General features: G+C 71.0%; 23 protein-coding genes and 1 tRNA gene. 13 read left to right on the top strand and 11 right to left on the bottom strand.

The window, feature by feature from the left end:
- Positions 1-33: 33 nt before the first annotated feature.
- From RM445_RS27350 to aceE, 5 genes are all read right to left on the bottom strand, one after another.
- Positions 34-1,023 carry a beta-ketoacyl-ACP synthase III gene (locus RM445_RS27350; protein ID WP_311559746.1) on the bottom strand — a complete coding sequence of 330 codons (990 nt, stop codon included), beginning with the start codon at positions 1,021-1,023 and terminating at the stop codon, positions 34-36.
- The gene (locus tag RM445_RS27345; RefSeq protein ID WP_311559787.1) at positions 1,020-1,991 is read right to left on the bottom strand and encodes an ACP S-malonyltransferase; all 972 of its coding nucleotides are present in this window, start codon (positions 1,989-1,991) and stop codon (positions 1,020-1,022) included. The genes RM445_RS27350 and RM445_RS27345 overlap by 4 nt, the downstream gene beginning before the upstream one ends.
- A 17-nt stretch (positions 1,992-2,008) precedes the next feature.
- Entirely contained in the window at positions 2,009-3,262 is a 1,254-nt protein-coding gene (locus RM445_RS27340; RefSeq protein ID WP_311559745.1) for a PucR family transcriptional regulator, read from the bottom strand.
- Positions 3,263-3,362: 100 nt separating this feature from the next.
- Positions 3,363-3,569, bottom strand: coding sequence for a cold-shock protein (locus tag RM445_RS27335; protein ID WP_075941971.1), 207 nt, complete (start codon positions 3,567-3,569; stop codon positions 3,363-3,365).
- 243 nt (positions 3,570-3,812) lie between these two features.
- On the bottom strand, positions 3,813-6,620 hold the full coding sequence (gene aceE, locus RM445_RS27330) for a pyruvate dehydrogenase (acetyl-transferring), homodimeric type (protein ID WP_311559744.1): 2,808 nt from the start codon (positions 6,618-6,620) through the stop codon (positions 3,813-3,815).
- A 222-nt stretch (positions 6,621-6,842) separates the two neighbouring features.
- Here aceE and RM445_RS27325 point away from each other — a divergent pair, with 222 nt between their 5' ends.
- On the top strand, positions 6,843-7,277 hold the full coding sequence (locus RM445_RS27325) for a DUF3052 domain-containing protein (protein WP_311559743.1): 435 nt from the start codon (positions 6,843-6,845) through the stop codon (positions 7,275-7,277).
- Between the two features lie 30 nt (positions 7,278-7,307).
- On the opposite strand, the gene RM445_RS27320 is transcribed toward RM445_RS27325, so the two are convergent.
- A complete protein-coding gene (locus tag RM445_RS27320) occupies positions 7,308-8,939 on the bottom strand; it encodes a phospholipase D family protein (RefSeq protein ID WP_311559742.1) in 1,632 nt (543 codons plus the stop codon).
- A 46-nt stretch (positions 8,940-8,985) separates the two neighbouring features.
- On the opposite strand from RM445_RS27320, the gene RM445_RS27315 reads away from it, so the two are divergent.
- The 12 genes from RM445_RS27315 (at position 8,986) to RM445_RS27265 (ending at position 17,512) form a co-directional block, all read left to right on the top strand.
- Entirely contained in the window at positions 8,986-9,786 is an 801-nt protein-coding gene (locus tag RM445_RS27315) for an alpha/beta fold hydrolase (protein WP_311559741.1), read from the top strand.
- A gap of 2 nt (positions 9,787-9,788) precedes the next feature.
- Complete coding sequence (locus RM445_RS27310) at positions 9,789-11,021, top strand: PP2C family protein-serine/threonine phosphatase (protein ID WP_311559740.1); 1,233 nt, start codon at positions 9,789-9,791, stop codon at positions 11,019-11,021.
- 50 nt (positions 11,022-11,071) lie between these two features.
- On the top strand, positions 11,072-11,536 hold the full coding sequence (locus RM445_RS27305; protein WP_311559739.1) for a peroxiredoxin: 465 nt from the start codon (positions 11,072-11,074) through the stop codon (positions 11,534-11,536).
- A 26-nt stretch (positions 11,537-11,562) separates the two neighbouring features.
- Positions 11,563-11,634 (top strand) — tRNA-Val (locus RM445_RS27300).
- Between the two features lie 203 nt (positions 11,635-11,837).
- A complete protein-coding gene (locus tag RM445_RS27295; RefSeq protein WP_311559738.1) occupies positions 11,838-11,978 on the top strand; it encodes a hypothetical protein in 141 nt (46 codons plus the stop codon).
- Positions 11,969-12,664, top strand: a complete 696-nt coding sequence (locus RM445_RS32560) for an MFS transporter (protein WP_397469408.1) — start codon at positions 11,969-11,971, stop codon at positions 12,662-12,664. Before RM445_RS27295 ends, RM445_RS32560 begins: the two co-directional genes overlap by 10 nt.
- A gap of 119 nt (positions 12,665-12,783) precedes the next feature.
- The gene (locus RM445_RS27290) at positions 12,784-13,104 is read left to right on the top strand and encodes an ArsR/SmtB family transcription factor (RefSeq protein WP_311559737.1); all 321 of its coding nucleotides are present in this window, start codon (positions 12,784-12,786) and stop codon (positions 13,102-13,104) included.
- Entirely contained in the window at positions 13,104-13,586 is a 483-nt protein-coding gene (locus tag RM445_RS27285; protein WP_311559736.1) for an SRPBCC family protein, read from the top strand. Before RM445_RS27290 ends, RM445_RS27285 begins: the two co-directional genes overlap by 1 nt.
- 17 nt (positions 13,587-13,603) lie before the next feature.
- Positions 13,604-14,215: a maleylpyruvate isomerase family mycothiol-dependent enzyme gene (locus RM445_RS27280; RefSeq protein WP_311559786.1), complete on the top strand. Its 612-nt coding sequence runs from the start codon at positions 13,604-13,606 to the stop codon at positions 14,213-14,215.
- 969 nt (positions 14,216-15,184) lie between these two features.
- On the top strand, positions 15,185-15,484 hold the full coding sequence (locus RM445_RS27275; protein ID WP_311559735.1) for a hypothetical protein: 300 nt from the start codon (positions 15,185-15,187) through the stop codon (positions 15,482-15,484).
- A gap of 149 nt (positions 15,485-15,633) precedes the next feature.
- Positions 15,634-16,611, top strand: coding sequence for a collagen-like domain-containing protein (locus RM445_RS27270; RefSeq protein ID WP_311559734.1), 978 nt, complete (start codon positions 15,634-15,636; stop codon positions 16,609-16,611).
- Positions 16,612-17,104: 493 nt separating this feature from the next.
- Positions 17,105-17,512: an SDR family oxidoreductase gene (locus RM445_RS27265; protein ID WP_311559733.1), complete on the top strand. Its 408-nt coding sequence runs from the start codon at positions 17,105-17,107 to the stop codon at positions 17,510-17,512.
- A gap of 242 nt (positions 17,513-17,754) precedes the next feature.
- Here the strand turns inward: RM445_RS27265 and RM445_RS27260 are convergent, their stop codons facing one another.
- From RM445_RS27260 to RM445_RS27240, 5 genes are all read right to left on the bottom strand, one after another.
- Positions 17,755-18,258: an ATP-binding protein gene (locus tag RM445_RS27260; RefSeq protein ID WP_311559732.1), complete on the bottom strand. Its 504-nt coding sequence runs from the start codon at positions 18,256-18,258 to the stop codon at positions 17,755-17,757.
- Positions 18,259-18,309: 51 nt separating this feature from the next.
- Entirely contained in the window at positions 18,310-18,711 is a 402-nt protein-coding gene (locus RM445_RS27255; RefSeq protein ID WP_311559731.1) for an STAS domain-containing protein, read from the bottom strand.
- A gap of 149 nt (positions 18,712-18,860) precedes the next feature.
- The gene (locus RM445_RS27250) at positions 18,861-19,652 is read right to left on the bottom strand and encodes a GAF and ANTAR domain-containing protein (RefSeq protein ID WP_311559730.1); all 792 of its coding nucleotides are present in this window, start codon (positions 19,650-19,652) and stop codon (positions 18,861-18,863) included.
- Between the two features lie 27 nt (positions 19,653-19,679).
- Positions 19,680-20,384: a GAF and ANTAR domain-containing protein gene (locus tag RM445_RS27245; protein WP_311559729.1), complete on the bottom strand. Its 705-nt coding sequence runs from the start codon at positions 20,382-20,384 to the stop codon at positions 19,680-19,682.
- 968 nt (positions 20,385-21,352) lie between these two features.
- On the bottom strand, positions 21,353-22,033 hold the full coding sequence (locus RM445_RS27240) for an STAS domain-containing protein (RefSeq protein WP_311559728.1): 681 nt from the start codon (positions 22,031-22,033) through the stop codon (positions 21,353-21,355).
- Between the last annotated feature and the right edge of the window lie 282 nt (positions 22,034-22,315).

Genomic DNA, 22,315 nt, shown 5'->3' with positions numbered 1-22,315 from the left:
AAAGTCAGGGTGGACTGGATCCAGCGGTCGGGCTCAGGGGCAGACGACGACCTGCGCCGCGTACGAGAGCCCCGCCCCGAAGCCTACGAGCAGCATCGTGTCACCGGACCGCAGGCGGCCCTGAGCCCGCATGTGGTCCAGCGCCAGCGGGATCGAGGCGGACGAGGTGTTGCCCGAGTGGATGATGTCGTCGGCGACGCGCAGGTCGTCGCGTGCGCCCTTGGCATGGAGCCGCTTGGCGACCGCCTCGACGATGCGCAGGTTCGCCTGGTGCGGCACGAGCACGTCGATGTCGGCGGGGGTCAGGCCGGCCAGCTCGACCGCCCGCAGCGCGACCGGCGCCACCCGCGTGGTGGCCCAGCGGAACACCGCCTGGCCCTCCTGGTGCAGGGCGCGGGTGTCGGGATTGATCCGGATCGTCTGGGACTGGTCGCCCGCACTGCCCCAGGCCACGGGCCCGACTCCCACCGACTCCGCGTCGGGTGCCGGGCCGACGACCGCGGCGCCCGCGCCGTCGGCGAAGATGATGCAGGTCGCGCGGTCGTCCCAGTCCATCCAGTCGGACAGCTTCTCGGCGCCGATCACCAGCACGTGCCGGACCGTCCCGCCCCGCACGAGGTCCGCGGCGACCGCGAGCCCGTAGGCGAAGCCGGAGCACGCGGTGTTGAGGTCGAACGCGGCGGGCGTCGGGATCCCGATCCGGTGCGCGACCTGGGCCGCGGCGTTCGGGATGTTGTCGATCATCGTGCAGGTGGCGACGATGACCGCGCCGATGTCGGACGGCTCGAGTCCGGAGTCCTTGACCGCGAGGGCGCCTGCGTCGGACGCCATGTCGACCAGCATCGTGTCCTTGTCCGCGATGCGCCGGCTCTCGATGCCGACCCGGGAACGGATCCACTCGTCGTTGGTGTCGACCCGTGCGGCCAGCTCGTCGTTGGTGACGACCCGGTCCGGCTGGAAGCTGCCCAGCCCGAGCAACCGGGCTCCCGGCACGCTCTCGGCCAGCCTCAGGACGACGCTCATCGGGTGCTCCCTGCGAGGTCGCCCGCTACCAGTTCCGCGGCGGCATCGAGGTCGTCGGGTGTCTTCAACGCCAAGGTCCGCACCCCCTTGAGTTCCCGGCGGGCCAGACCGACCAGCGTCCCCGCCGGCGGCAGCTCGATCAGTGCGCCGACGCCCAGCTCGCGCATCGTCGCCTGGCAGGCGTCCCACCGCACGGGCAGGGTCACCTGGGCGACGAGCCGGCGCAGCGCCTCCGCGCCGCCGGTCACCACCGAGCCGTCTGCGTTGGACAGCAGCGTCGTGGTCGGCTCGTCGGGCGTCACCGACGTGGCGTGCTCGCCGAGCGCCTTCTCCGCGGGAGCCATGAACCGGGTGTGGAACGCGCCGGCGACCGCGAGCGGCACGACCCGGGCCCGCGCAGGCGGGTTCTCGGCCAGCGCGGCCAGCGCGTCGCGCGGGCCGGCGGCCACGACCTGGCCTGCGCCGTTGCGGTTGGCGGCGTCCAGCCCCAGCTCCTCGATGCGGGCGAGCACCTCGTCCGGGTTCCCGCCCAGCAGGGCGCTCATGCCCGTCGGCTCCAACGCGCACGCGGCTGCCATCTCCCGCCCGCGCACCGCAGCCAGCGCCACCGCGGCATCCGGCGTGAGCACGCCCGCGACGGCGGCCGCGGCCAGCTCGCCGACCGAGTGGCCTGCGGCGACCAGGGACACGGGCAGCTCGACCCGGCCGGCGAGCAGGCCGTGGGCGAGCAGCGCGGTGGCCACCACGAGGGGCTGGGTCACCGCGGTGTCCTTGATCTCGTCGGCGTCCGCGGTGGTGCCCAGGCGCTCCAGATCCAGGCCCGTGAGGTCCGACCAACGGGCCACATCGGCCCGCGAGCCGTCGTCGATCAGCCACGGAGCGAGCATGCCGGGCGTCTGCGCGCCCTGACCGGGCGCGAGCAGGGCGATCACGGAGCAAGCTTCACCGGCGCCGCGGTCGTACGGCATGTCGCTTTCCACCAAACTCACCCGCCGTCCTTTAGAGGTTTGCTCCAACCCTGCAGGCGGGAGGCGACGAGCGCGGTCCGCAGCACGAACGAATCACGCGGATGGGTGGGGGAGTAGCCGGTGATCTCGCCGATCCGGCGCAGCCGATACCGGACGGTATTGGGGTGGACGTAGAGGGTGCGCGCGCAGGCTTCGAGCGCCCCGCCGCCCTCGACGTAGACGGCCAGTGTGTGCAGCAGTTCGCCGCCCGCCGCGGCGAGCGGGGCGACGACGGAGTCGACCAGCCGTCGGTGCGCGGCCGGGTCGCCGCCCAGGGCGCGCTCGGGCAGCAGATCGTCGGCGGCGACGGGGTACGGGGCGTCGGGGCGACCTGGAGCGGCCCGCAGGCCGGCGAGGGCCTCGCGGGCGCTCGCGTGGGCGCCGGTCAGGCCCGTGGCCAGCGGCCCGATGACGACCGGTCCCGGTCCGAAGGCGTCGAGGACGGCGGCGCCGTCGAGCGGATCCCGGTCGATGCCCGGCTCCGCCTGCACGACGACCAGACGCCCGCCCTGCACCGCGACCAGCACCGGGCGGTGGGTCCGCACGCCCAGGCGGCGCAGCTCGCCCAGATGCTCGGCCGACGACCGCGGGTCCGGAGCCGGCCCGACGACCACGCGCACCGGCGACGCCGGGTCCCAGCCCAGGGCCGCGGCGCGGGAGACGAGTGCGTCGTCGTCGCCCGCCGCGTTCCCCGTGTGATCCACATCGGGCAGCGGGCCGCGGACGACCGCGTCGACGACCAGCGCCTCCAGGCGGGCGTCCCAGGTCCCGCGGGCCTCCGCCGCAGCCGCGTAGGCGGTCGCGGCGGCGAACGCCACGCCGCGCCCGAAGCGCAGCACGCCCTCGACGAGCACCCGGTGCTCGTCGTCGTCCGCCGCCAGCGGCGGGAGGCGCTCCTCGAAGACGTCGGTCGCGATGCGGACGAGCTCGACGGTCCGGCGCAGCGACAGGCGCCGTGCGAGGTCGCGCGGCGCGATGCGGAACGCCTCGGCCGTCAGCCGGATGGTCTCGGCAGGCTCGTCCAGCCACGCGACGAAGTTGGCGACCCCCCGCTGGGTCACGAGCAGCACGGCGGCACGCTGGTCCGCGGTGAGCCGGCCGAACCAGGGCTGGCGGTCCATCGCCGCCAGACAGGCCGAAGCCAGGTCACCCGCCGCCAGCTCGAGACGACGCCGCGTGGCGGCGGAGACCGCCCCGCTGTGCCCGACCGGGCCGCGGCCAGTGCGGGTCACGGCGCCGGGTGGGGCGTTCGGGGACGCACCGCCCGGCACCGCGCTGTCGGACCGCCGTCGGTGCCGGCGGTGCGGGTGGAGAGTGCGGTGCCGTGCGTGGTCAGCCGAGTGGCGTGACCTTGGTGGCCTGCGGACCCTTCTGACCCTGCTCGATGTCGAAGGACACGCGCTGGCCCTCGTCGAGGCTCTTGTATCCGTTGGTCTGGATCGCGGAGTAGTGCACGAACACGTCCGCGCCGCCACCGTCGGGAGCGAGGAAGCCGTAGCCCTTCTCGCTGTTGAACCACTTGACGGTGCCCTCTGCCATTCTTGCTCTCCTCGTACTGGGCGCCGAGGCACTGGCCCCCGGCATCGCGCCGCCTGGCCGCTACGGTCCGCGCCCGGGTCGGGACACCGTACGCAGTCTCGCGGCCGGCGTCGGCGGGGAGCGTACCGTGCGAGAACGCTCTTGCCGAGGGGCAATGACCAGTGTTTTTCTGGCCGTGACCCGCGACCGGGCTACCGGCGGAGCGACCGATCGCACTTCGTCCGCTCCGCCGGTAGGACCCCCTCAGGCGACGCCCGGGTCACTCGTCTGCGGACCGGCCGCCTGCGGATCGTGGATGTGGTACTTCGCAGCGGCCTCGACCGCCACCGACCGGTCCAGCTCGCCCTCCGCGGCGAGCGTCGCGAGAGCCGCTGCGGTGATCGACTCGGCGTCGACGGCGAAGTGGCGGCGCGTCGCCGGCCGGGTGTCGGACAGGCCGAACCCGTCGGTGCCCAGCGTGGTGAACCGGGCCGGGATCCACTGGCGGATCTGGTCGGGCACCGCCCGCATCCAGTCCGACACGGCCACGACCGGAGCGTCGCCCTGCAGCGCCGAGTGCACGTAGGGCACCTTCGGCTCCGCGTCGGGGTGCACGAGGTTGTGGTGCTCGGCCTCGACGCCGTCGCGACGCAGCTCGTTCCACGAGGTCACCGACCACACCTCGGCGCCCACGCCCCACTGCTCGGCGAGCATCTGCCGCGCCCGCACGGCCCAGGGCAGCGCCACGCCGGAGGCGAGCAGGCGCACCTGCGGGCCGTCGTCGTGGCCGCTGGCCTGGTACCGGTAGATGCCGCGGAGCAGGCCGTCGACGTCGAGGTCGTCCGGCTCGCCCGGCTGGACGTAGGGCTCGTTGTAGACGGTCAGGTAGTAGATGACGTTCTCGCCCTCGAGGACGTCGTCGCCCTGCTCGTCTCCTTCTTGGCTGCCGTACATCCGCCGCAGCCCGTCCTTGACGATGTGCGCGACCTCGTAGGAGAACCCGGGGTCGTACGCGACGACGGCGGGGTTCGTCGCGGCGAGCAGCTGCGAGTGCCCGTCGTTGTGCTGCAGGCCCTCGCCCGTCAGCGTGGTCCGTCCGGCCGTCGCACCGATGAGGAAGCCGCGCGCCATCTGGTCGCCCGCCGCCCAGATCGAGTCGCCGGTGCGCTGGAAGCCGAACATCGAGTAGAAGACGTACACCGGGATGATCGGCTCGCCGTGCGTGGCGTACGAGCTGCCCGCCGCGATGAACGAGCCCATCGACCCGGCCTCGTCGATCCCCTCGTGCAGCAGCTGCCCGGTCTCGCTCTCCTTGTAGGCGAGCATGAGGTTGGCGTCGACCGAGGTGTAGAGCTGCCCGTGCGGGTTGTAGATCTTCTGCGTCGGGAACATCGAGTCCATCCCGAACGTCCGCGCCTCGTCGGGGATGATCGGCGCGAAGCGCGCCCCCATCTCCTTGTCCTTCACCAGCTCGCGCAGCAGCCGGACGAAGGCCATCGTCGTGGCCACCTCCTGCTTGCCCGAGCCCTTGCGGATCACCTCGTAGACCTTGTCGCCGGGCAGCACGAGGGGCTTGGCCGTGACCCGGCGCTCCGGCACCGCCCCGCCGAGGCGGGCCCGCCGGTCGCGCATGTAGCGGATCTCCGGCGCGTGCTCACCCGGGTGGTAGTACGGCGGCAGGTACGGGTTCTCCTCGAGCTGCTTGTCCGGGATCGGGATGCGCTGGGAGTCGCGGAACTCCTTGAGATCGTCCAGCGTCAGCTTCTTCATCTGGTGGGTCGCGTTGCGGCCCGCGAAGTGCGCCCCCAGCCCGTAGCCCTTGATCGTCTTAGCCAGGATGACGGTGGGCTGGCCGTGGTGCGCCGTCGCCGCGGCGTAGGCCGCGTAGACCTTGCGGTAGTCGTGCCCGCCGCGCTTGAGGTTCCAGATCTCGGCGTCGCTCATCGGCTCGACCAGCGCCTTCGTCCGCGGGTCGCGGCCGAAGAAGTGCTCGCGGACGAACGTGCCGTCGTTGGCCTTGTAGGTCTGGTAGTCGCCGTCGAGCGTGGTGTTCATGAGGTTGACCAGCGCACCGTCGCGGTCGCGGGCCAGCAGGCCGTCCCACTCACGGCCCCAGATGACCTTGATGACGTTCCAGCCCGCGCCGAGGAAGAACGACTCCAGCTCCTGGATGATCTTGCCGTTGCCCCGTACCGGGCCGTCGAGCCGCTGCAGGTTGCAGTTGACGACGAAGGTCAGGTTGTCCAGGCCCTCGCCCGCGGCGATGTGGATCAAACCGCGCGACTCGGGCTCGTCCATCTCGCCGTCGCCCAGGAAGGCCCACACGTGCTGGTCGCTCGTGTCGGTGAACCCGCGCGCGCCCAGGTACCGGTTGAACCGCGCCTGCATGATGGCGTTCATCGGGCCGAGGCCCATGGAGACGGTGGGGAACTCCCAGAAGTCGGGCATGAGCCGCGGGTGCGGGTAGGACGGCAGGCCGTGACCGGGGCCGCCGTGCGAGAGCTCCTGGCGGAAGCCGTCGAGCCGGTCTTCGTCCAGCCGGCCCTCGAGGTAGGCGCGGGCGTAGATGCCGGGGGAGGCGTGGCCCTGGATGAAGACCTGGTCGCCGCCACCCGGGTGGTCCTTGCCCCGGAAGAAGTGGTTGAAGCCGACCTCGTAGAGCGTCGCCGACGAGGCGTAGGACGAGATGTGGCCGCCGACGCCGATCCCCGGCCGCTGCGCGCGGTGCACGGTGATCGCGGCGTTCCACCGGATCCAACGGCGATAGGCGCGCTCGGCCTCCTCGTCGCCGGGGAACCACGGCTCGCGGTCGGTCGGGATCGTGTTGACGTAGTCCGTGCTGGTCAGCGAAGGGACGCCGACGTGGCGCTCGCGTGCGCGCTGCAGCATCCGCAGCATCAGGTAGCGGGCGCGCTGCTGCCCGGCAGCGTCGACGACGGCGTCGAACGACTCCAGCCATTCGGTGGTCTCGTCGGGGTCGATGTCGGGCAGGTGAGCGGCCAGCCCCTCCCGGATGATCGGGATGCGTACCCGCTCGCCCTCGCTCTTGCCGTCCTTGCCCTGCGCGGTCACGGGGTCTCCCTGGCTCGTGCTGACTGGGATCGTGCTCGCCCGCGGGCCCGCACCCGTCGATGTGGGTGTTCCGGCGCCGCGCTGCTGCCCCTATCGTGCCCCTCGATGTGTGATCGGCGGAACGGCGGTTGCGCGCTCACGAGTCGACGTGTTCGGATGCCGCATCCGGAACGGCCCCGACTGGCCGTAACTGATCGGAGACGAGGAAAAGGGGTGCAGGGCGTGGCTGCCGCGGAAGATGCCGGACGGGGGTCCGACATCGCGGGCAAGCTCGGCGTGGAGCCGGGAACCGTCGTCCAGGAGCTCGGGTGGGACGACGACGTCGACGAGGCGGTGCGCGACGCCGTCGAAGAGCGGTGCGGCGACGATCTGCTCGACGAGGACGCGGACGATGTCGTCGAAGTGGTCCTGCTCTGGTGGCGGGAGGGCGACGGCGATCTCGCGGACGCCCTGATCGGTGCGATCGGCCCGCTCGCCGAGAACGGCGTGATCTGGGTGCTGACCCCGAAGACGGGGCGCGGCGGGCACGTCGAGCCGAGCGAGATCGCCGAGGCCGCACTCACAGCGGGCCTGTCGCAGACGTCGAACGTCAGCGTGGGCGACAGCTGGGCGGGTGCGCGGCTGGTGTCGGGTCGGGTGGCGCGGTCACGGCGGTAGCTCTCCCCACGGCGCCTCTCCCCGCGCCGCTCACCAGCGACGGCGCAGGCGGTCCTTGACCGAACGGCCGTCCGGGTCGTACACGAGCCGGTACGCCGGCACGGCCCACAGCCGTGTCCACAACGGCAGCTTCTCCGGTCGGTGGGGCCGGAGTCGCCCCGGTGGCCGCGGCCCCACCCGCCCGGCGTCGTGCCATGCGTCGAGGGCGTCCGCGGCGCTGGTCACGGCCCGGACGGCGTCGTCGGGGTCGAGGAGATCGTCGTCGTCGCCGTCGGCCCGGTCGAGGTGTTCCCGCATCAGCGTCAGCCGCAGCTCGCGGGCGAAACGGCGCGCGCCGTCGCCGAGCCCGGCGGGGTCGCGCGGCTCCCGCTCGTCGGGCGTCTCGTCCAGTACCGCGCACGACAGCTCGCCGTCGTGGCTCCACGAGCGGCGGTTGAGGTTCGCGCTGCCCGCGCACGCCCACACGTCGTCGACGACGGAGACCTTCGCGTGCACGTAGATCGGGGTTCCGGCGGCGTTCTCGAGGTCGAAGACGTGCACCCGGTCCTGCGCGACCTTCTGCACCACCTGGATGGCCTCCATCCGCCCCACCTCGTTCGGGGGCAGCGCGAAGCGGCCGTCGACGTCGGGATGACGCGGCACGACGACGATGATGTGCAGCTCGGGATTGCTCTGCAGCGCGTCGGCCAGCAGCCGCGCGATGTGCGGCGACCACATGTACTGGTCTTCTATGTACATCAGCCGCCGCGCCCGCCGGAAGGCCTTGCCGTAGCCGCGGGCGACGGAGCGCTCGCCGTGCGGGGCGTACCGCGCCTTGGGTCGGATGGCGGGATAGGTGCGCAGGACCTGGACCGCACACGGTCCGGTGTCCGACGGGTCCGGGGGCTGCTCCGGAAGCGGGTCCGGGGTGAGGTCGACGTGGCGGAGCCGGTCCTTCAGGTAGGAGACCGGGTTGTCGGTGTCCAGCGAGCGCGGGTCCGTCCACCGCTCGCGGAACACGCCGTCGAGCAGCCCGACGACCGGCCCCTGCAGCTCCAGTTGGACGTCGTGCCAGGGCGGGTGCTCGCCGTACTCCTTCGCCATGGGCACGGTCTGGGGGTCGCCGTGGTGGGCGGCGTCGTCGCGGCGCGTGTGGCACAGGTCGATGCCCCCGGCGAACGCCACGTCGGGCCCATCCGAGGAGGGCGTCCGGACGACCACCGTCTTTTGGTGGTGCGAGCCGGCGCGGCGCACCCGCTGGTCGAGGAGCACCTCTCCGCCGGCCTCGCTGACGTCGTCGCCGAGGTGGCGGTTCTGCTCCTCGCTGTACGACAGCTCGTCGTGGTGGCTGCGCCAGACCAGCCCCTTGACGACCACGCCGCGCTTGGCCGCGTCGCCGAACAGCGTCCCGACCGTGGGGCCCTCGGGGCCCAGGCGCTCGTCGGCGTCTCCGCGCCAGTCGGTGAAGAAGAGGTGGTCGTCCGCATCGAGGGCGGACACCACGCCCACCAATCGGGCGAAATACGCCGACCCGTGCACGTGCGCGACGACGAGGTTGCCGATGGACCAGTCGGGCAGCGTGTAGGCCGGGTTGCCGCGTTCCGCCGCGGTCAGGAACCAGTCCTCGATCCGCACGCCCGCCTCCTCCGGTTCGTCCCACCCTATGCCGGGGGTCGCCCGCATGGTCAACACCATCGGTGCGTCGGCCGGTCCATGCGAGGATGTGCGCGTGGACGTGCGGGCCCGGAACAACGTCGTCGTCACCGGACGGCGGGAGGGACCTGTCGTCATGCTGTCGCACGGCTTCGGGTGCGACCAGAACATGTGGCGGCTCGTGGCTCCCGCGCTGGCGGAACGTTTCCCGGTCGTCCTGTTCGACCACGTGGGCGCGGGCAACTCGGACCTGTCGGCCTGGAGCGAGCAGCGGTACGGGTCGCTGCGCGGGTACGCCGACGACGTCGGCGAGCTCGTGCAGGAGCTGGATCTGCGCCAGGTGGTGTTCGTCGGGCACTCGGTCAGCTCCATGATCGGCGTGCTGGCCGTGGCCGACGACCCGGAGCGCTTCGCCGGCATGGTGCTCCTGACCCCGTCGCCCCGCTACATCGACGAAGAGGGCTACCGCGGCGGGTTCAGCGCCGCCGACATCGACGAGCTGCTGGAGTCGCTCGACAGCAACTACCTCGGCTGGTCCGCGGCGATGGCGCCGGTGATCATGGACAACCCGGACCGGCCGGAGCTGGGGCAGGAGCTGACCAACAGCTTCTGCCGGACCGACCCGCGGATCGCCCGGGTGTTCGCGCGGGCGACGTTCCTGTCCGACAACCGCGCGGACCTGGCGCGTGTGACCGTGCCGACGCTGGTCGTCGAGACCGCACACGACGCCATCGCGCCGCGGGAGGTGGGGGCGTACGTGCACGCGGCCGTGCCCGGCAGCCGCCTGGTCACCCTCGACGCCATCGGGCACTGCCCGCAGCTCAGCGCGCCCGAGGCGACGGCCGAGGCGATCGCGTCCTTCGTCGCCGGGCTCTAGCGATGTGCCGGACCGGGCCCGACGCCGTCGAGGAGCCCTGCAGCGCGGACTGCCCGGACGCGCGGTTCTCGGCGCTGCTGGAGGACAGCATGGAGGATCTCTACGAGTACGCCCCGTGCGGCTACCTCTCCACACTGCTCGACGGCACGATCGCCAAGATCAACGCGACGTTGCTGGGCTGGTTGGGCCTGGAACGTGCTCAGGTCGTGGGGGTCCGCCGGTTCGCGGACCTGCTCACGGTGGGCGGACGGCTCTACCACGAGACGCACTTCGCGCCGCTGCTGCGGATGCAGGGTGAGATCAACGGGGTGGCGCTGGAACTGGCGGCGGCCGACGGCCGGCGCCTGCCGGTGCTGGTCACGTCCACCCTCAAGACGGGCACGGACGGCGAGCCGCTGCTGATCCGCACCACCGTCGTCGACGCCAGTGAGCGCCGCGCGTACGAGCGTGAGCTGCTGGCGGCGCGGCGGGAGGCCGACCTCGAGCGCGACCGTCTCGCCCGCCTCGCCGCGACCCTCCAGCGCACCCTGCTCCCGCCGGCACTGCCGGTCGTGCCCGGTCTCGAGGTCGCGGCGCACTACCACCCCGCCTCGACCGACGAGGTCGGCGGCGACTTCTACGACCTGTTCCGGCTCGACGACGGCCGGTGGGGCCTGTTCATCGGCGACGTGTGCGGCAACGGCGCAGGCGCCGCCGTCGTGACCTCGCTGGCGCGCTACACGCTGCGCGCGGCGGCCGTCCACGATCCGGACCCCGTCGCGGTGCTGACCGAGCTCAACGCCGCGCTGCACCGGGAGCGGCTCGACCCGGCGCACCGTTTCTGCAGCGTGGTCTTCGGCGTGCTCACACCCGGAGCCGACGGCTGCGGCGTCGTCCTCGCCACCGGCGGGCATCCGCCGCCCGTCGTGATCCGCTCGGACGGCACAGCGGAGTACGGCTACGACGTCGGGGGACAGGTCGTCGGCCTGCTGCCCGAGGCCTCCTTCGTCGCCACGGCCCTGCATCTCGGCCCCGGCGACACCCTCCTGCTCTACACCGACGGTCTCAGCGAGGCCCGGGTCGACCGGGACACCCGCTTCGACGAGGACGACCTGCTGGAGTTCCTCGCGTCGCAGGCACCGGCGAGCGCGTCGCACGCCGTCGCGGCGGTGCGCGGTCTCCTCGACGGGTTCGGGCCTGCGTTGGACGACGACACCGCCCTCCTCGTGGTCGGCGTCCCGGCCTCGGCTCAGTGAGCGGATCCGCCCGCTAGGCTTGTCGGCGTCGTCGAGCTGTGGAGGACCGCATGGCACCCGAGGTGGGTACCGAGGCCCCTGACTTCACCGTCAAGGACCAGAACAACCAGGACGTCACGCTCTCGTCGTTCCGTGGTGATCGCGCCGTGCTGCTGGTGTTCTACCCGTTCGCGTTCTCCGGCACCTGCACCGGCGAGCTGTGCGCGGTCCGCGACAACCTCGCCGACTTCCAGAACGACGACGTCCAGATCCTCGGGATCTCGACCGATCCTCCGTACGCGCTGAAGGCCTGGTCGGACTCGCAGAGCTTCGACTTCCCGCTGCTGTCGGACTTCTGGCCGCACGGCGAGGTCGCGCAGGCGTACGGGGTGTTCTTCGAGCCCCGCGGCATGGCCACACGCGGCACATTCCTGGTCGACAAGGACGGCATCGTGCAGTTCGCCGAGGTCAACGGGCCTGGCGAGGCGCGCGACCAGAACGGGTGGCGCAAGGCGGTGGCGGCGCTGGCCGCCTGAGGTACCCCGGGCTCCGGCCCGGGCGCGGGCGCGTAGCTCAGCGGGAGAGCACTCGGCTTACACCCGAGCGGTCGCAGGTTCGAACCCTGCCGCGCCCACCGCTCCAACCAGGTACTTTCCCGGCGACGGGATCCCACCGTCGTCGCCGTGGAGTCGTTTGTGGTGCGAACACTGCTACCGTCGCACCACGTCGGCTGCGGAGCAGACCCGGCGCAGGCGACCGCGTGGGAGCGTCGAGCGCCTCCCTGGCGCCGACCTCGCGCACCCCACCAGCCGGGGCCGCGCGATCAGTACCGTGCTCGTGGCCACCACCGTTGGCGGCGTCGTCGGCCCCAACCTCGCTGCGGTCACCGACACCACCGCAGTCGGCCTCGGGCTACCCCCACTGACCGGACCGTTCGTCCTGGCCGCCGTGGCTACGGAGCCGCAGCAATTGTCCTGACCGCGCTGCTGCGCCCCGACCCGCTCCTGCACGCTCGGGCCCAGCAGTCAACGCACGCGGCCGACCCTGAGCCGGCCACCGCGTCCGCGACCGCCTCCGACACCGTAATCACCGCTGCCGAGGCACCGCCCACCCCGCGAGAGAGTGGATCCCGCGCAGTGCTCGCCGGGGGCATCACCATGGTCGTCACGCAACTGGTCATGGTGGCGATCATGACGATGACACCGGTGCACATCCTCGAGCATGGCCACGGCGTCGCCGCCGCCGGACTGATCATCGCCATCCACATCGCGGCGATGTATCTGCCTGCCCCTCTCAGCGGCTGGCTCGTCGACCGCTACGGCAGCACCCCGGCCGCCGTGCTCGCCGGAACCGTCCTGCTCGCTGCCGGCCTGATCGCAGCGCTCGCCCCCTGGGACGTCACTGGCAGCCCTCGCGATCGCAGTTGCCCTGCTCGGTGTCGGCTGGAACATCGGCCTGCTCAGCGGCACCGCCGCACTTGCAGGCGCCCTCGATCCGGCGACGACGGCCCGAACCCAGGGCCGGGTCGACGTCGCGGTCGCCCTCGGCGGTGCGGCCGGCGGGTTCGGCTCGGGCCTCATGGTCGCCACCAGCAGCTACGCCGCCCTTGCCCTCACCGGTGGTCTACTTGGCATCGCCACCCTCACCGCCGCGGCCATCGTTGAACGACGCCGCACTACTGCGTTCGCGGCTACCACCTGAGGAGGTCTCCTTCGCTGGTCTTGATTCCCGTTCTTCAGTACGCCTAGACTTACCGTTCGTGTCAGCTTACGGAGATGGTGGGTTGGGGTTGCTCGGCGACCCGACTCGCAGGGTCATCTTCGAACTGCTGGCGCGTCGTCCGTCCTCGGTACAGGAGCTGGCCGACCAGCTGCCGATCAGCCGACCGGCGGTGTCCCAACACCTCCGCGTCCTCAAAGACGGCGGTCTGGTGATCAGCCAGGCCGAGGGCACCCGCCGGATCTACCGGCTCAATCCGGACGGCGTCGGCGCGCTGCGCTCATGGCTCGACGGCGTCTGGGGCGATGCCCTCGTCGGGTTCCAGAAGGCGGCCGAGACAGCCGGCCGCCTTGAAAACGACGAAGTCTCGAACCAGGAGGACTGATGACCACGACCGCGCCGATCCCGCCGATCACCGCCACCGCCACTGTCGGCCTGCCCGTCGATCAGGCCTTCCGCGTGTTCACCGAGGACTTCACGGGGTGGTGGCCGCATCAGTACCACATCGGCGAGGCGGAGGTGGCGGAGATCCTCCTCGAACCGCGCGTCGGTGGGCGCTGGTACGAACGGGGCGTCGACGGCAACGAGTGCGACTGGGGTCGCGTCCTCGCCTGGGAGCCGCCGGACCGGGTGGTGTTCACCTGGCAGATCAGCGGCGCGTGGCAGTTCGACCCCGACCCCGACCACGCCAGCGAGATTGAGGTGCTGTTCGTCGAGGACGGACCCGAGCAGACCCGGGTCGAGGTCGAGCACCGCTACTTCGAACGGCTCGACGGCGGCCAGGCCATCCACGACGCGATTCGCGGTGGCGGCAGCTGGACGCTGCTGCTGGAGAACTACGCGAAGACCGCCGCGAACGCCGGGTGACTCCGGCCGTGGACACCATGGCGCTTGCCCGCGCAGAGCGCGCGGACTTGGCAGACCTGCTCGTCACACTGGAGCCGGAGCAGTGGAACGCGCCAAGTCTGTGCACGGAGTGGCGGGTCAGGGACGTCGTGGCCCACGTCTTCAGCTACGACACCCTCGGCACGGTCGCGCTCGTCCGCCGGTTCCTCGCCGGCCGCTTGAGCGGTGATCGCGTCAACGCCCTGGGAGTCGCCGCCTTCGCCGACGACTCCACCGACGAGCTGCTTGCTGTAGCCAAGGAGCACCTTCAGCCCCACGGACTGCCCGCCGGCTTCGGCGGCCGGATCGCGCTTACGGATGGCCTCATTCACCACCAGGACATCCGCCGCGCACTGGGGCTGCCCCGCGAGGTTCCCCCCGACCGAGTGCGAGCCGCGCTCGAGTTCGCTCCGACCGCGCCGCCGATCCACGCCCGCGAGCGCATCCGAGGGCTTTCCTTCGTCGCCACCGATCTCGACTGGCGAAGGGGAACCGGACCAGTGGTCGAAGGATCCGCCGAGGCCCTGCTGATGGCCATCGCCGGCCGACCCGCGACCCTGCCCGAGCTGTCCGGGCCGGGCGTACAGGCCTTTACCGGCAGAATGCGCTGACACATAGGTTGACCTGCGCGTTCCTGCTCTTGCGTCTCGGGACGTGACGGCGTCTCGCAGCTGGTTCGCTCCGGGTTTGCTCCGTCAAGCCGCCGTAACCCGGGCGTTCCCGCCCGGCGAGGGCTCGTCGTTGTTGTTGCCGCCGTGCGCTGTCGCGGTCAGCGCAACCGCCACCTGCGTGAATTGCCGCCTACGACCGTCGCAGGTCAGGTAGATCGTCAAGTCAGTGGTGACGGGCCAGGGGCCGGGGCGACGCGCCGCGTACTCGGATTCGAGGCCAAACCCGGGGCTCCGACCATGGGACTCCGAGGCATCTCCGCTGGACGCCACAACCAGCCGGTCGCGACCCGCCGATTCTCGGTCGCCGTTCCGCGGATGCGCAATCCCCGAGCCCGCTCGGACAAGGTGACGCGAAGCCAACGCCGCCTGCCCTCGCTCCCCACCGTCGCGTGCGGGACATGAGAGCACCGGAACAGGAGTCCTGATCACCGTCTGGTCGTTCTCGGAGTCCAGGCGAATCTCTGCCCAGACGACTTGTCGCCGCCGTGCGAGATCCCGCGGACGGGGCTGATTACAGGCGGGAAACTGTCGGTCGCGGTCAACTGCCGCGCCTCGGGGCGAGCCGAAACGGGTCGACTGCAATGCGCATCTCCAACGGAGGGTCCGGGGTGCGCGATCCGCCGCACCTGGCTCGGTCACGACGCCAGGTCACAACTGTGCTCGTGTAATCGGATGTGTATCGCAAGTCATGTTGAGGGTTTGCGTCGTGCCGGCTCGGCTGATCTTCGAGCAGTTCACAGTGTGCTGTTCCCCAAGTCACGTCAGCTGCTCTAAACGGTCTGCGACATGGGTCTCTAAAACGTCAGCGGGCCGGGGACGCGCCTAGTGTTGCTTCTGTTGCCCGAGCGATTCTGCGGTCTAAATTCTGAGACTGCTCGTCGGGTGCAGTCGATCAATGGAGTCTGTTTCTTGTCTGTCAACACCCCGAACCACGTCCTCCGCACCGAGGCTCAGGACGGCACCGTCGTCGGCGCCTCCGTGGATCGTTTCGCCGAGACGAAGGCCGCGTTCAAGACGACCGAGTTCGTCGTGTTCCTGGTCGCCGTCGTCGGTGTGCTCGTCGCCTCCGGCCTGGTGGGCGACTCCGACGGCCGCGGTGATGTCTTCCTGGCCGATAAGGCCTGGTTCTACGTCACGCTGCTGGCGATCGGCTACATGGTCAGCCGCGGGCTGGCCAAGGCCGGCGTCCGCGCGCACCGCGACGCCTGATCTCAGGCGCCTGATCTGGGCACGGCCCACACCGCCACCGCTGACGCGGTCGCGACCGGTGGGGCATGTCACGCCGCGTTCTGCGGCGCCGCGTTCTGCGGCACTGCCGGCTCACGGCCGGTACCGCATTCTTTGATACGGAGTTCGACATGGCAGAAAACACGGACAACGGCGCCATCGACGTCGGCGCCGACACCGACGCCGGTACCGACGCCACTGTGACCGTGGCCGCGGTGGTGGCCGAGCAGGGTCCGCGCGGCGAGCAGGGTCTGCCCGGCAAGCCCGGTGTCACCGGCAAGCCCGGACCCACCGGTGACAAGGGCCAGCCCGGAGACAAGGGCCAGCCCGGTGAGCAGGGCCTCAAGGGTCAGCCCGGTGCGAAGGGCCTGACCGGTGAGCGCGGTGAGCGCGGCGAGCAGGGCCTCAAGGGTCTGCCCGGCGAGGTGGGCGAGAAGGGTCTGCCCGGCGAGCGCGGCGAGCAGGGCCTCACGGGTGCGCCCGGTGAGAAGGGCGAGCACGGCGAGCGTGGCGAGCAGGGTCTGACCGGTCTGACCGGTGAGCAGGGTCCCGTCGGCCCGATGGGCCTGCCGGGTCTGCCCGGCGAGCAGGGACCGGTCGGCCCGGCCGGCCCGATGGGCCCGATGGGGCCGATGGGCTTGCAGGGCCCGATCGGTGAGCAGGGCCCCCGCGGTGAGGTCGGCCCGACCGGTGACAAGGGTCCGGTCGGCGAGCAGGGTCCGATCGGAGAGCGTGGTGAGCAGGGCCCGCGGGGTGCGGACGGTCTGCCGGGCGCGCCGGGGGAGCAGGGCCCCCGCGGGGAGCAGGGCCCGGTGGGTCCGGCTGGTCCCGCGGGTCCTCCCGGAATCCCGGGACCGCAGGGCATCCCCGGGCCGCAGGGCCGCGAGGGTTGGGCACCCGAGCCCGCGACCCCGATCCGCCCGGTGGCCGAGTGGACCGCACCCGTCACGCCTTCGGCACCTTCGGCACCGCGCGTGACTGCGGAGCCTGCGAAGGCCGGCGTGGTCAACCCGGTTCAGGCCTGGGCAGAGCTGACGGGCAACCTGTTCGCGCTGCAGCGCAAGGCCTGGGCGAACATCGCCGGGGCCCAGCGGTCGGACAACAACTGACCGCTCTACTGCCCCGTGATCCGGGGTAGGGCCACACAGGCCACCACGGGCGCCTCCCACACGGGAGGCGCCCGTCGGCATGTGCAACGCGGGTACGGCCCGACACCGAGAGCGTTTGCGCTGGGGCCGAAGTTCAACCCGGATCGACGGCCGGTCGCGCTCAGGACCCTCGCACCGGCCGAAGCGTGCGTCAGGCCTGAAGTTCGACGCTGTTGGTCGAGGGTTCGCCGCCCCCTTCTGGGGGACCCGTCCCGTCGCAGCAGCCAGTCGGACCGCCCGAAGGATCTCGCGTGACGCAGGACCAGCCCACCCAGCAGGACCCCACTGCACAGCACGCAGCACCTCGCAGCGGCGAGGAGACGGTCGAGTACCTGGGCCACGCCGACGAGATGGACGTCCAGCCCGACCACGGCGAGGAGACCTACAAGGGGAGCAACGGGTCGAGGGCAAGAAGACGGTCATCACCGGTGGTGAGTTCGGAATCGGGCGGGCGGTGGCACTGGCGTTCGCGCGCGAGGGCGCAGACGTGCTCATCCCGTACCTGGAATCCGAGGAGAAGGACGCCCAGGAGACCGTGCGTCTGATCGAGGACGCGGGCCGCAAGGCCGTGAAGGTTCCGGGGATCTCCGCGACGAGGCCGTGTGCCGGCGCGTGGTGGACGTGGCGGTGCGGGACGAAGGGCATCAGGGTCGACTCGGTGGCGCCGGGGCCGGTGTGGACGCCGCTGATTCCCGCGACGATGGACGAGGAGAAGGTGAAGTCGTTCGGGGAACAGTCGCCGATGGGTCGCTCGGCACAGCCTGCCGAGCTCGCCCCGAGCTACGTGTTCCTGGCTTCTCAGAAGTCGAGCTACATCACCGCAGACGTGATCGCCGTGACGGGTGGGTCGCCGATCGTCTGAGCAGGAACAAGGGGAGCGACGGGCAGGGTGGGCACCACTGCACCGTGCTGGCCGGGCGTGGGGCGGTGGTGTACGGCTCACGGGAGCGCGGTGACGACGGCCACGAGAAGTCCGAGCTGGGACGGCGACGCGCGTCCGCGACGAGCGTGATCAGACTCCGTAGGTCAGGACGTCGGGTTCGACGTAGCTTGGTCGAGGCAATGCCCGCCTGATCGTGCACGACGACCGGTCGAACGACCCCGCTACGCGAGGCCGTTGGTCGGTATACACATGCGTAGGTGGACTGCGGTTCCAGTGTGGGTCGGGCCGATGTGGACGTCGGGGACGAGGAGATGCATCAGGGCAAGGCCGCGGCTGCGGAAGCCCTGCCCGGTCGGGATCCGCCATTCGCCCTCGTCGGTGACGGTGATGATGACGCAGTCGCTGGTGCGGCGAGCATGGAGGTGGATCGGTCCCGCGGCGTCGGAGTGGTCGACGTAGGCGTGTTCGGCGGCGTTGGCGATCGCCTCGTAGGTGGCGAGGACCAGGTCTTCGAGCGGTTCGTCGGGTACGTCGAGGGCGAGCCAGGCGGCCAGTTCATGGCGGAGTCGGGCGGCATCCTGCGGCGTTGCTAACCCGTCGGCGTTCAGCGGCGGACGGATGTCGTCCAGGGGCTCGCCGCCCCAGGGTGGGCTCGTCTCGCTAGACGGCGAATCCGGTGGGTCAGGGTCGGGCAGCCGCCGCCAGTCGTCGCCGCTGATCGCCATTGTGCCTGGTAGGTACCCGGGTGGGTGCGGGTCGAACATTCGGCCAGGGGATCAGCGGGTGTGGTCGGCCCGGATGGTGCTCACCGCGATGGCGGTTGTTCGGTAAGTGGTGGGGAAGGCGTCGCCCCACAGCAGGGTGACGTGCCGCCGGATGGGCGCGGGCAGACCGCTGAGGGCGTACCCGGTTCCGTTCCCGGTGGCGATCTCTGCGGTGTCGGCGAGCAGGACGAGTCCTTGGACCCAGCAGAACGTGACGGCTGCCAGATCGACGACCAGGTGGTGCGGTCTGCCGGTGAGGGTGTCGGTGAGGGCGGTCTGCAGTTCCGGCTGGTTGAGCATGTCGATTTCGCCGCCGAGCCGTAGGACGACGATGATGCCGTGTCGCGTGGGCAGCGGTTCGGTGCTCCATGACCACCCGGCGGGGTGATCGTTCGCGGGCTGCCCAGGGGTCACGCCGGTGGTGTCTGCGGGTGTGGCTGCCGCTGCGTGCGATGCCATGGCGGACTTCCGGGTCGACGGCGGATGCGGTCACCGGGGTCTGGGGCAACAACTCCTACGTTACGGCCGCCTTGTTACAGGCGCTAGCAACCTTGCGGTGCTGGTCAGGTGTTCGGCGTGCGCAGCGGCCGCGATCGACCGGCCGCGGCGGGGTGAGCCGCTCTGAGTACCAGCTCTGGATCGAGGTCGCGCTCGACGAGGCGGCGGGCGACGTCGCTGAGCTTCTGGTTGCTGCTGCGGGCGTAGCGGCGTAGCCGGTCGAACGCGGCGTCCATGGGCAGCCCGGCGCGCTCGGCGATGACCCCTTTGGCCTGCTCGATGACGACGCGACTGTTCAGGGCGGTCTGCAGCTGTTCGGTGACGACCTCGCCGCGTCGGATCGCCCGTTCCTGCAGGATCCCGATCGTGGCGACGTCGGCGAGTGCCTGCCCCAGGGCCAGGTCGACCTCGGGGAGTGGACCGGGTCGGCTGTGGAACAGGTTCAGCGCACCGATCGACTCCTTCCGTAGCCGCAGAGGCAGCGCATGCACGGAACGGAACACCCCCCGTGCTCGCACGGCCGCGGTGAACCCGGGCCAGCGTCGTCCAGCGTCGTCCAGGTCGGGCACGCTGACGGGGGTGGCGGTGTGGTAGCACTCTAGGCACGGGCCTTCGTCGTTCTGCAGTTGCAGCAGCTCCATCAGCTCGGCGTCCTCGCTCGAGGACGCGACCACCCGCAGGGTTCCCTTGGCGTCGCCCAGTACGAGTCCCGCTGCGTCCGCGGCGAGCAGCTCGGCGCTGTAGCCGACCAACCGGTCGAGCAGTTCGATCATGTCGTAGTCGTCGACCAGGGTGTCGGCGAGCCCGATGAAGGCTCGGCTCACCAGCTGTTCGCGACCGCTGACTGCTTGACTCATCTCGGTTGCCTCCTCAGCGGTCACGTGTCAGGCCATGTCGTCGGTGAAGCGCAGCTTTCGCGACACTACGTCGCGGGCGACGTCGATGAGTAGCCGCTGCTCGACGAACGCGTGGGCGCGCATCCGCGCCAAGGCGACCTCGGCGTCGACGTCGAGCTGGACCAGCACCATGCCGGTGGCCTGATGGACCTCCGCACGGCCGCTGACCGCGGGATCGAGCCAACCGTCCCCGTCCCCGTTCCCATCGCCATCCCGGCCGTCGCCGTCGCCGTCCCTGTCGGCAGGCTCGGTACGGACGCCGAGCATCATGAGCGCCGCGACATCGGCGGCGCTGATCGCGTCGCGCGACTGTTCCGGGCTCAGGCCGCCGGGGGTGCGGCGGTAGAGGTCCAACACGCCGAGGTTGATCGTCCCCCATTGCAGGGGCAGGGCGAACAGGGCGAGGGCGTCGGTCTGCTCGGCCACCGCGGCGGCGAAGACCGGCCATCGCTGGGCGTCGGTGCTGTCGTGCAGGTTCGCGACAAGTACCGGTGACCCGGTGGATGCGGCCTGCATGCAGGCGCCCTCGTTCAGCGTGAACTGCAGGTCCTCCAGCAGGTCGGCCGTCGGGTCGCTGGCCCACAGCGTCTCCCGCGACGGGCTCCCGGTCAGCAGCGAGATGGCCGCGCCGTGCACGTCGAGCCCGTCGACGCACGCCCGGCAGATCTGCTCAGCCAGTTGCCGATCCCGCACATCGTGTCTAGGGAGGCCCAACAACGCTCGCGTCACCGCCCCCTGCTCACCCACCGGGAGCACCGGGAACAGGCGGGGCGTAGCCAGACGTCTCGATCATGTTCGACCCCGTCTCGATACTGCGTACGTTCGGTGAGCACGACGGGGTCCGGATCGCACGATCGACAGTGTGTCCGAGGATACTCGCTCCGTCGCCACTGACGCGCGGCCCGGCGGCGGAACACGGGTCCGTTGTGGTTCGACGTGGTGTTCCGAGCGGCCGTGCGGTTGCCGCAGCCAGGTGGACGCAGGCCCTTCAAGGCCTCACGCGTCGAGGAAGTGCTGGTCGACCGCTCGCAGCGAGACCTGTCGGCGTTGAGAGGTCTGTGCCGAACGGCCTGGATCCGAGGTCAGGAAACTGAAACCATGATCTTCGTGGGTAGCGGGGAGGTCTTGGCCTTCATCGAAGACGGACCCCATGGGGGCGAGACGCTTTTCATCGATGCCGGGTCCGACGGCTTGCCGCCACAAGAGATCGAGCTTTCGAATCCTGGGGCACTGCTCAGGCCGTTCGAGGAGAGTTCGTTGAGACACTCGACCTCCGTGCCCACCGCAACCTACCGACTGGTGCAACAAAGCCCACGCGAACGCAGTGGGTACGTATACAAGCTGGTTCGCAGCTAGACGCGCCACCCCAGAGGCGGGCGGCCGACCTCGTGGCGCCGGAGGTGTAGCCGGGGACGCGGTGCGTGGTCGGCCACGACGTGTGTTGGTCGGGCGGCGGCCGACGTCATGATTCGGCTGGTTTGATCGTTCACGGCCTCGTCGGTGTGGGGTTGTCCTGACCGAGCTGATCAGAAGCAGGTCCGCCGCGGTGCCAGCCGTGTTCGGATCAGGCGTCGCGGTGCGCGGTGGCGGGTTGATCCACAGGTGACCACATCTGCCCAGGATGCTTCGGACCCGGCACGTCGGCAGGGAACGGTGAGCGTTTACGACGTATGCGTAGAAGGTCCGCTGGCGCGGGCGTTGCTGTGGTCGTCCGGTGTGGTGGTGGCGAAACCGGCGAGGGCGATGCGCAGTTGCGCGTCGAGGTCTGGTGCCAGGGGATGAGTCTTGTAGGGGGCGCCGAGGGCGTGCAGTGCGCTGCGGTACACCGTGCTGCGGTGGCGGTGCAGCGCCTGTCGGAGCGCTGAGGGATCGGGGTCGTGCACGTCGGGGCGTGGATGGCGGCGGTCGGTGAGGCCGGACGGGTCGGTGCCGTCGTCGTCCAGGAGGTGCACCGGTCGGCTGTCCGGGTGGTGCTCGTCCGCGACGGGGCGCGCCTGCTCGGGCGCGGTCGGCACCGGCTTCCACTGGTCGGCTTGCAGCACGATGGCGGAGAGCACCGCGGCGGCGGTGGTGCGGTGGATGGGGGGAGCGTCACCGTCGGGCCAGTAGTGCGGCCACAGCCGCGCGAGCATCGGTGAGGCGCCGCTCATGCTGTAGCGGGTGCCGTCGGCGATGGCTACCTGCGCGGTGCGGGCGATGGCGGTGATGCCGCGGGAGCTGCAGATCACCAACCCGGTGAGATCGACGATGAGGTGGTCGGGGCGCCGTTCGAGGACGTCGTCGAGGGCGGCGTCCAGGACGACGAAGCTGTCCAGGTCCACCTCGCCCGCCACCCGCAGCACGACGATGTCCCCGGCCGGGCTGAACAGGGTCGCCGTCGAGCACCAGCACCGACGCGACGAGGCAGCGTCGGGCGTGGGCTGGTGGAGGTGCTTGTCGGCCCTGGTGGAAGGCTTAGGTGCTCCCAATCGTGGTCGTCCTCTCGGCGGCGCAACGGTGGACCGTTCCCGATCTTGTAGACATCCGGTCGTAGACTGCCGCTGATCGCAGCGGAGGCAATCGCGTGGCGACACGCCGTAACTTCACCCAGGAGTACAAGGACCAGGCCGTGAGCCTCGTTCTCG

This window comes from Pseudonocardia charpentierae (assembly GCF_031845345.1).
GTDB lineage: Bacteria > Actinomycetota > Actinomycetes > Mycobacteriales > Pseudonocardiaceae > Pseudonocardia > Pseudonocardia charpentierae.
Note: the sequence above shows the minus strand (reverse complement) of the source record. Positions and strands in the feature narration are given on the sequence as shown.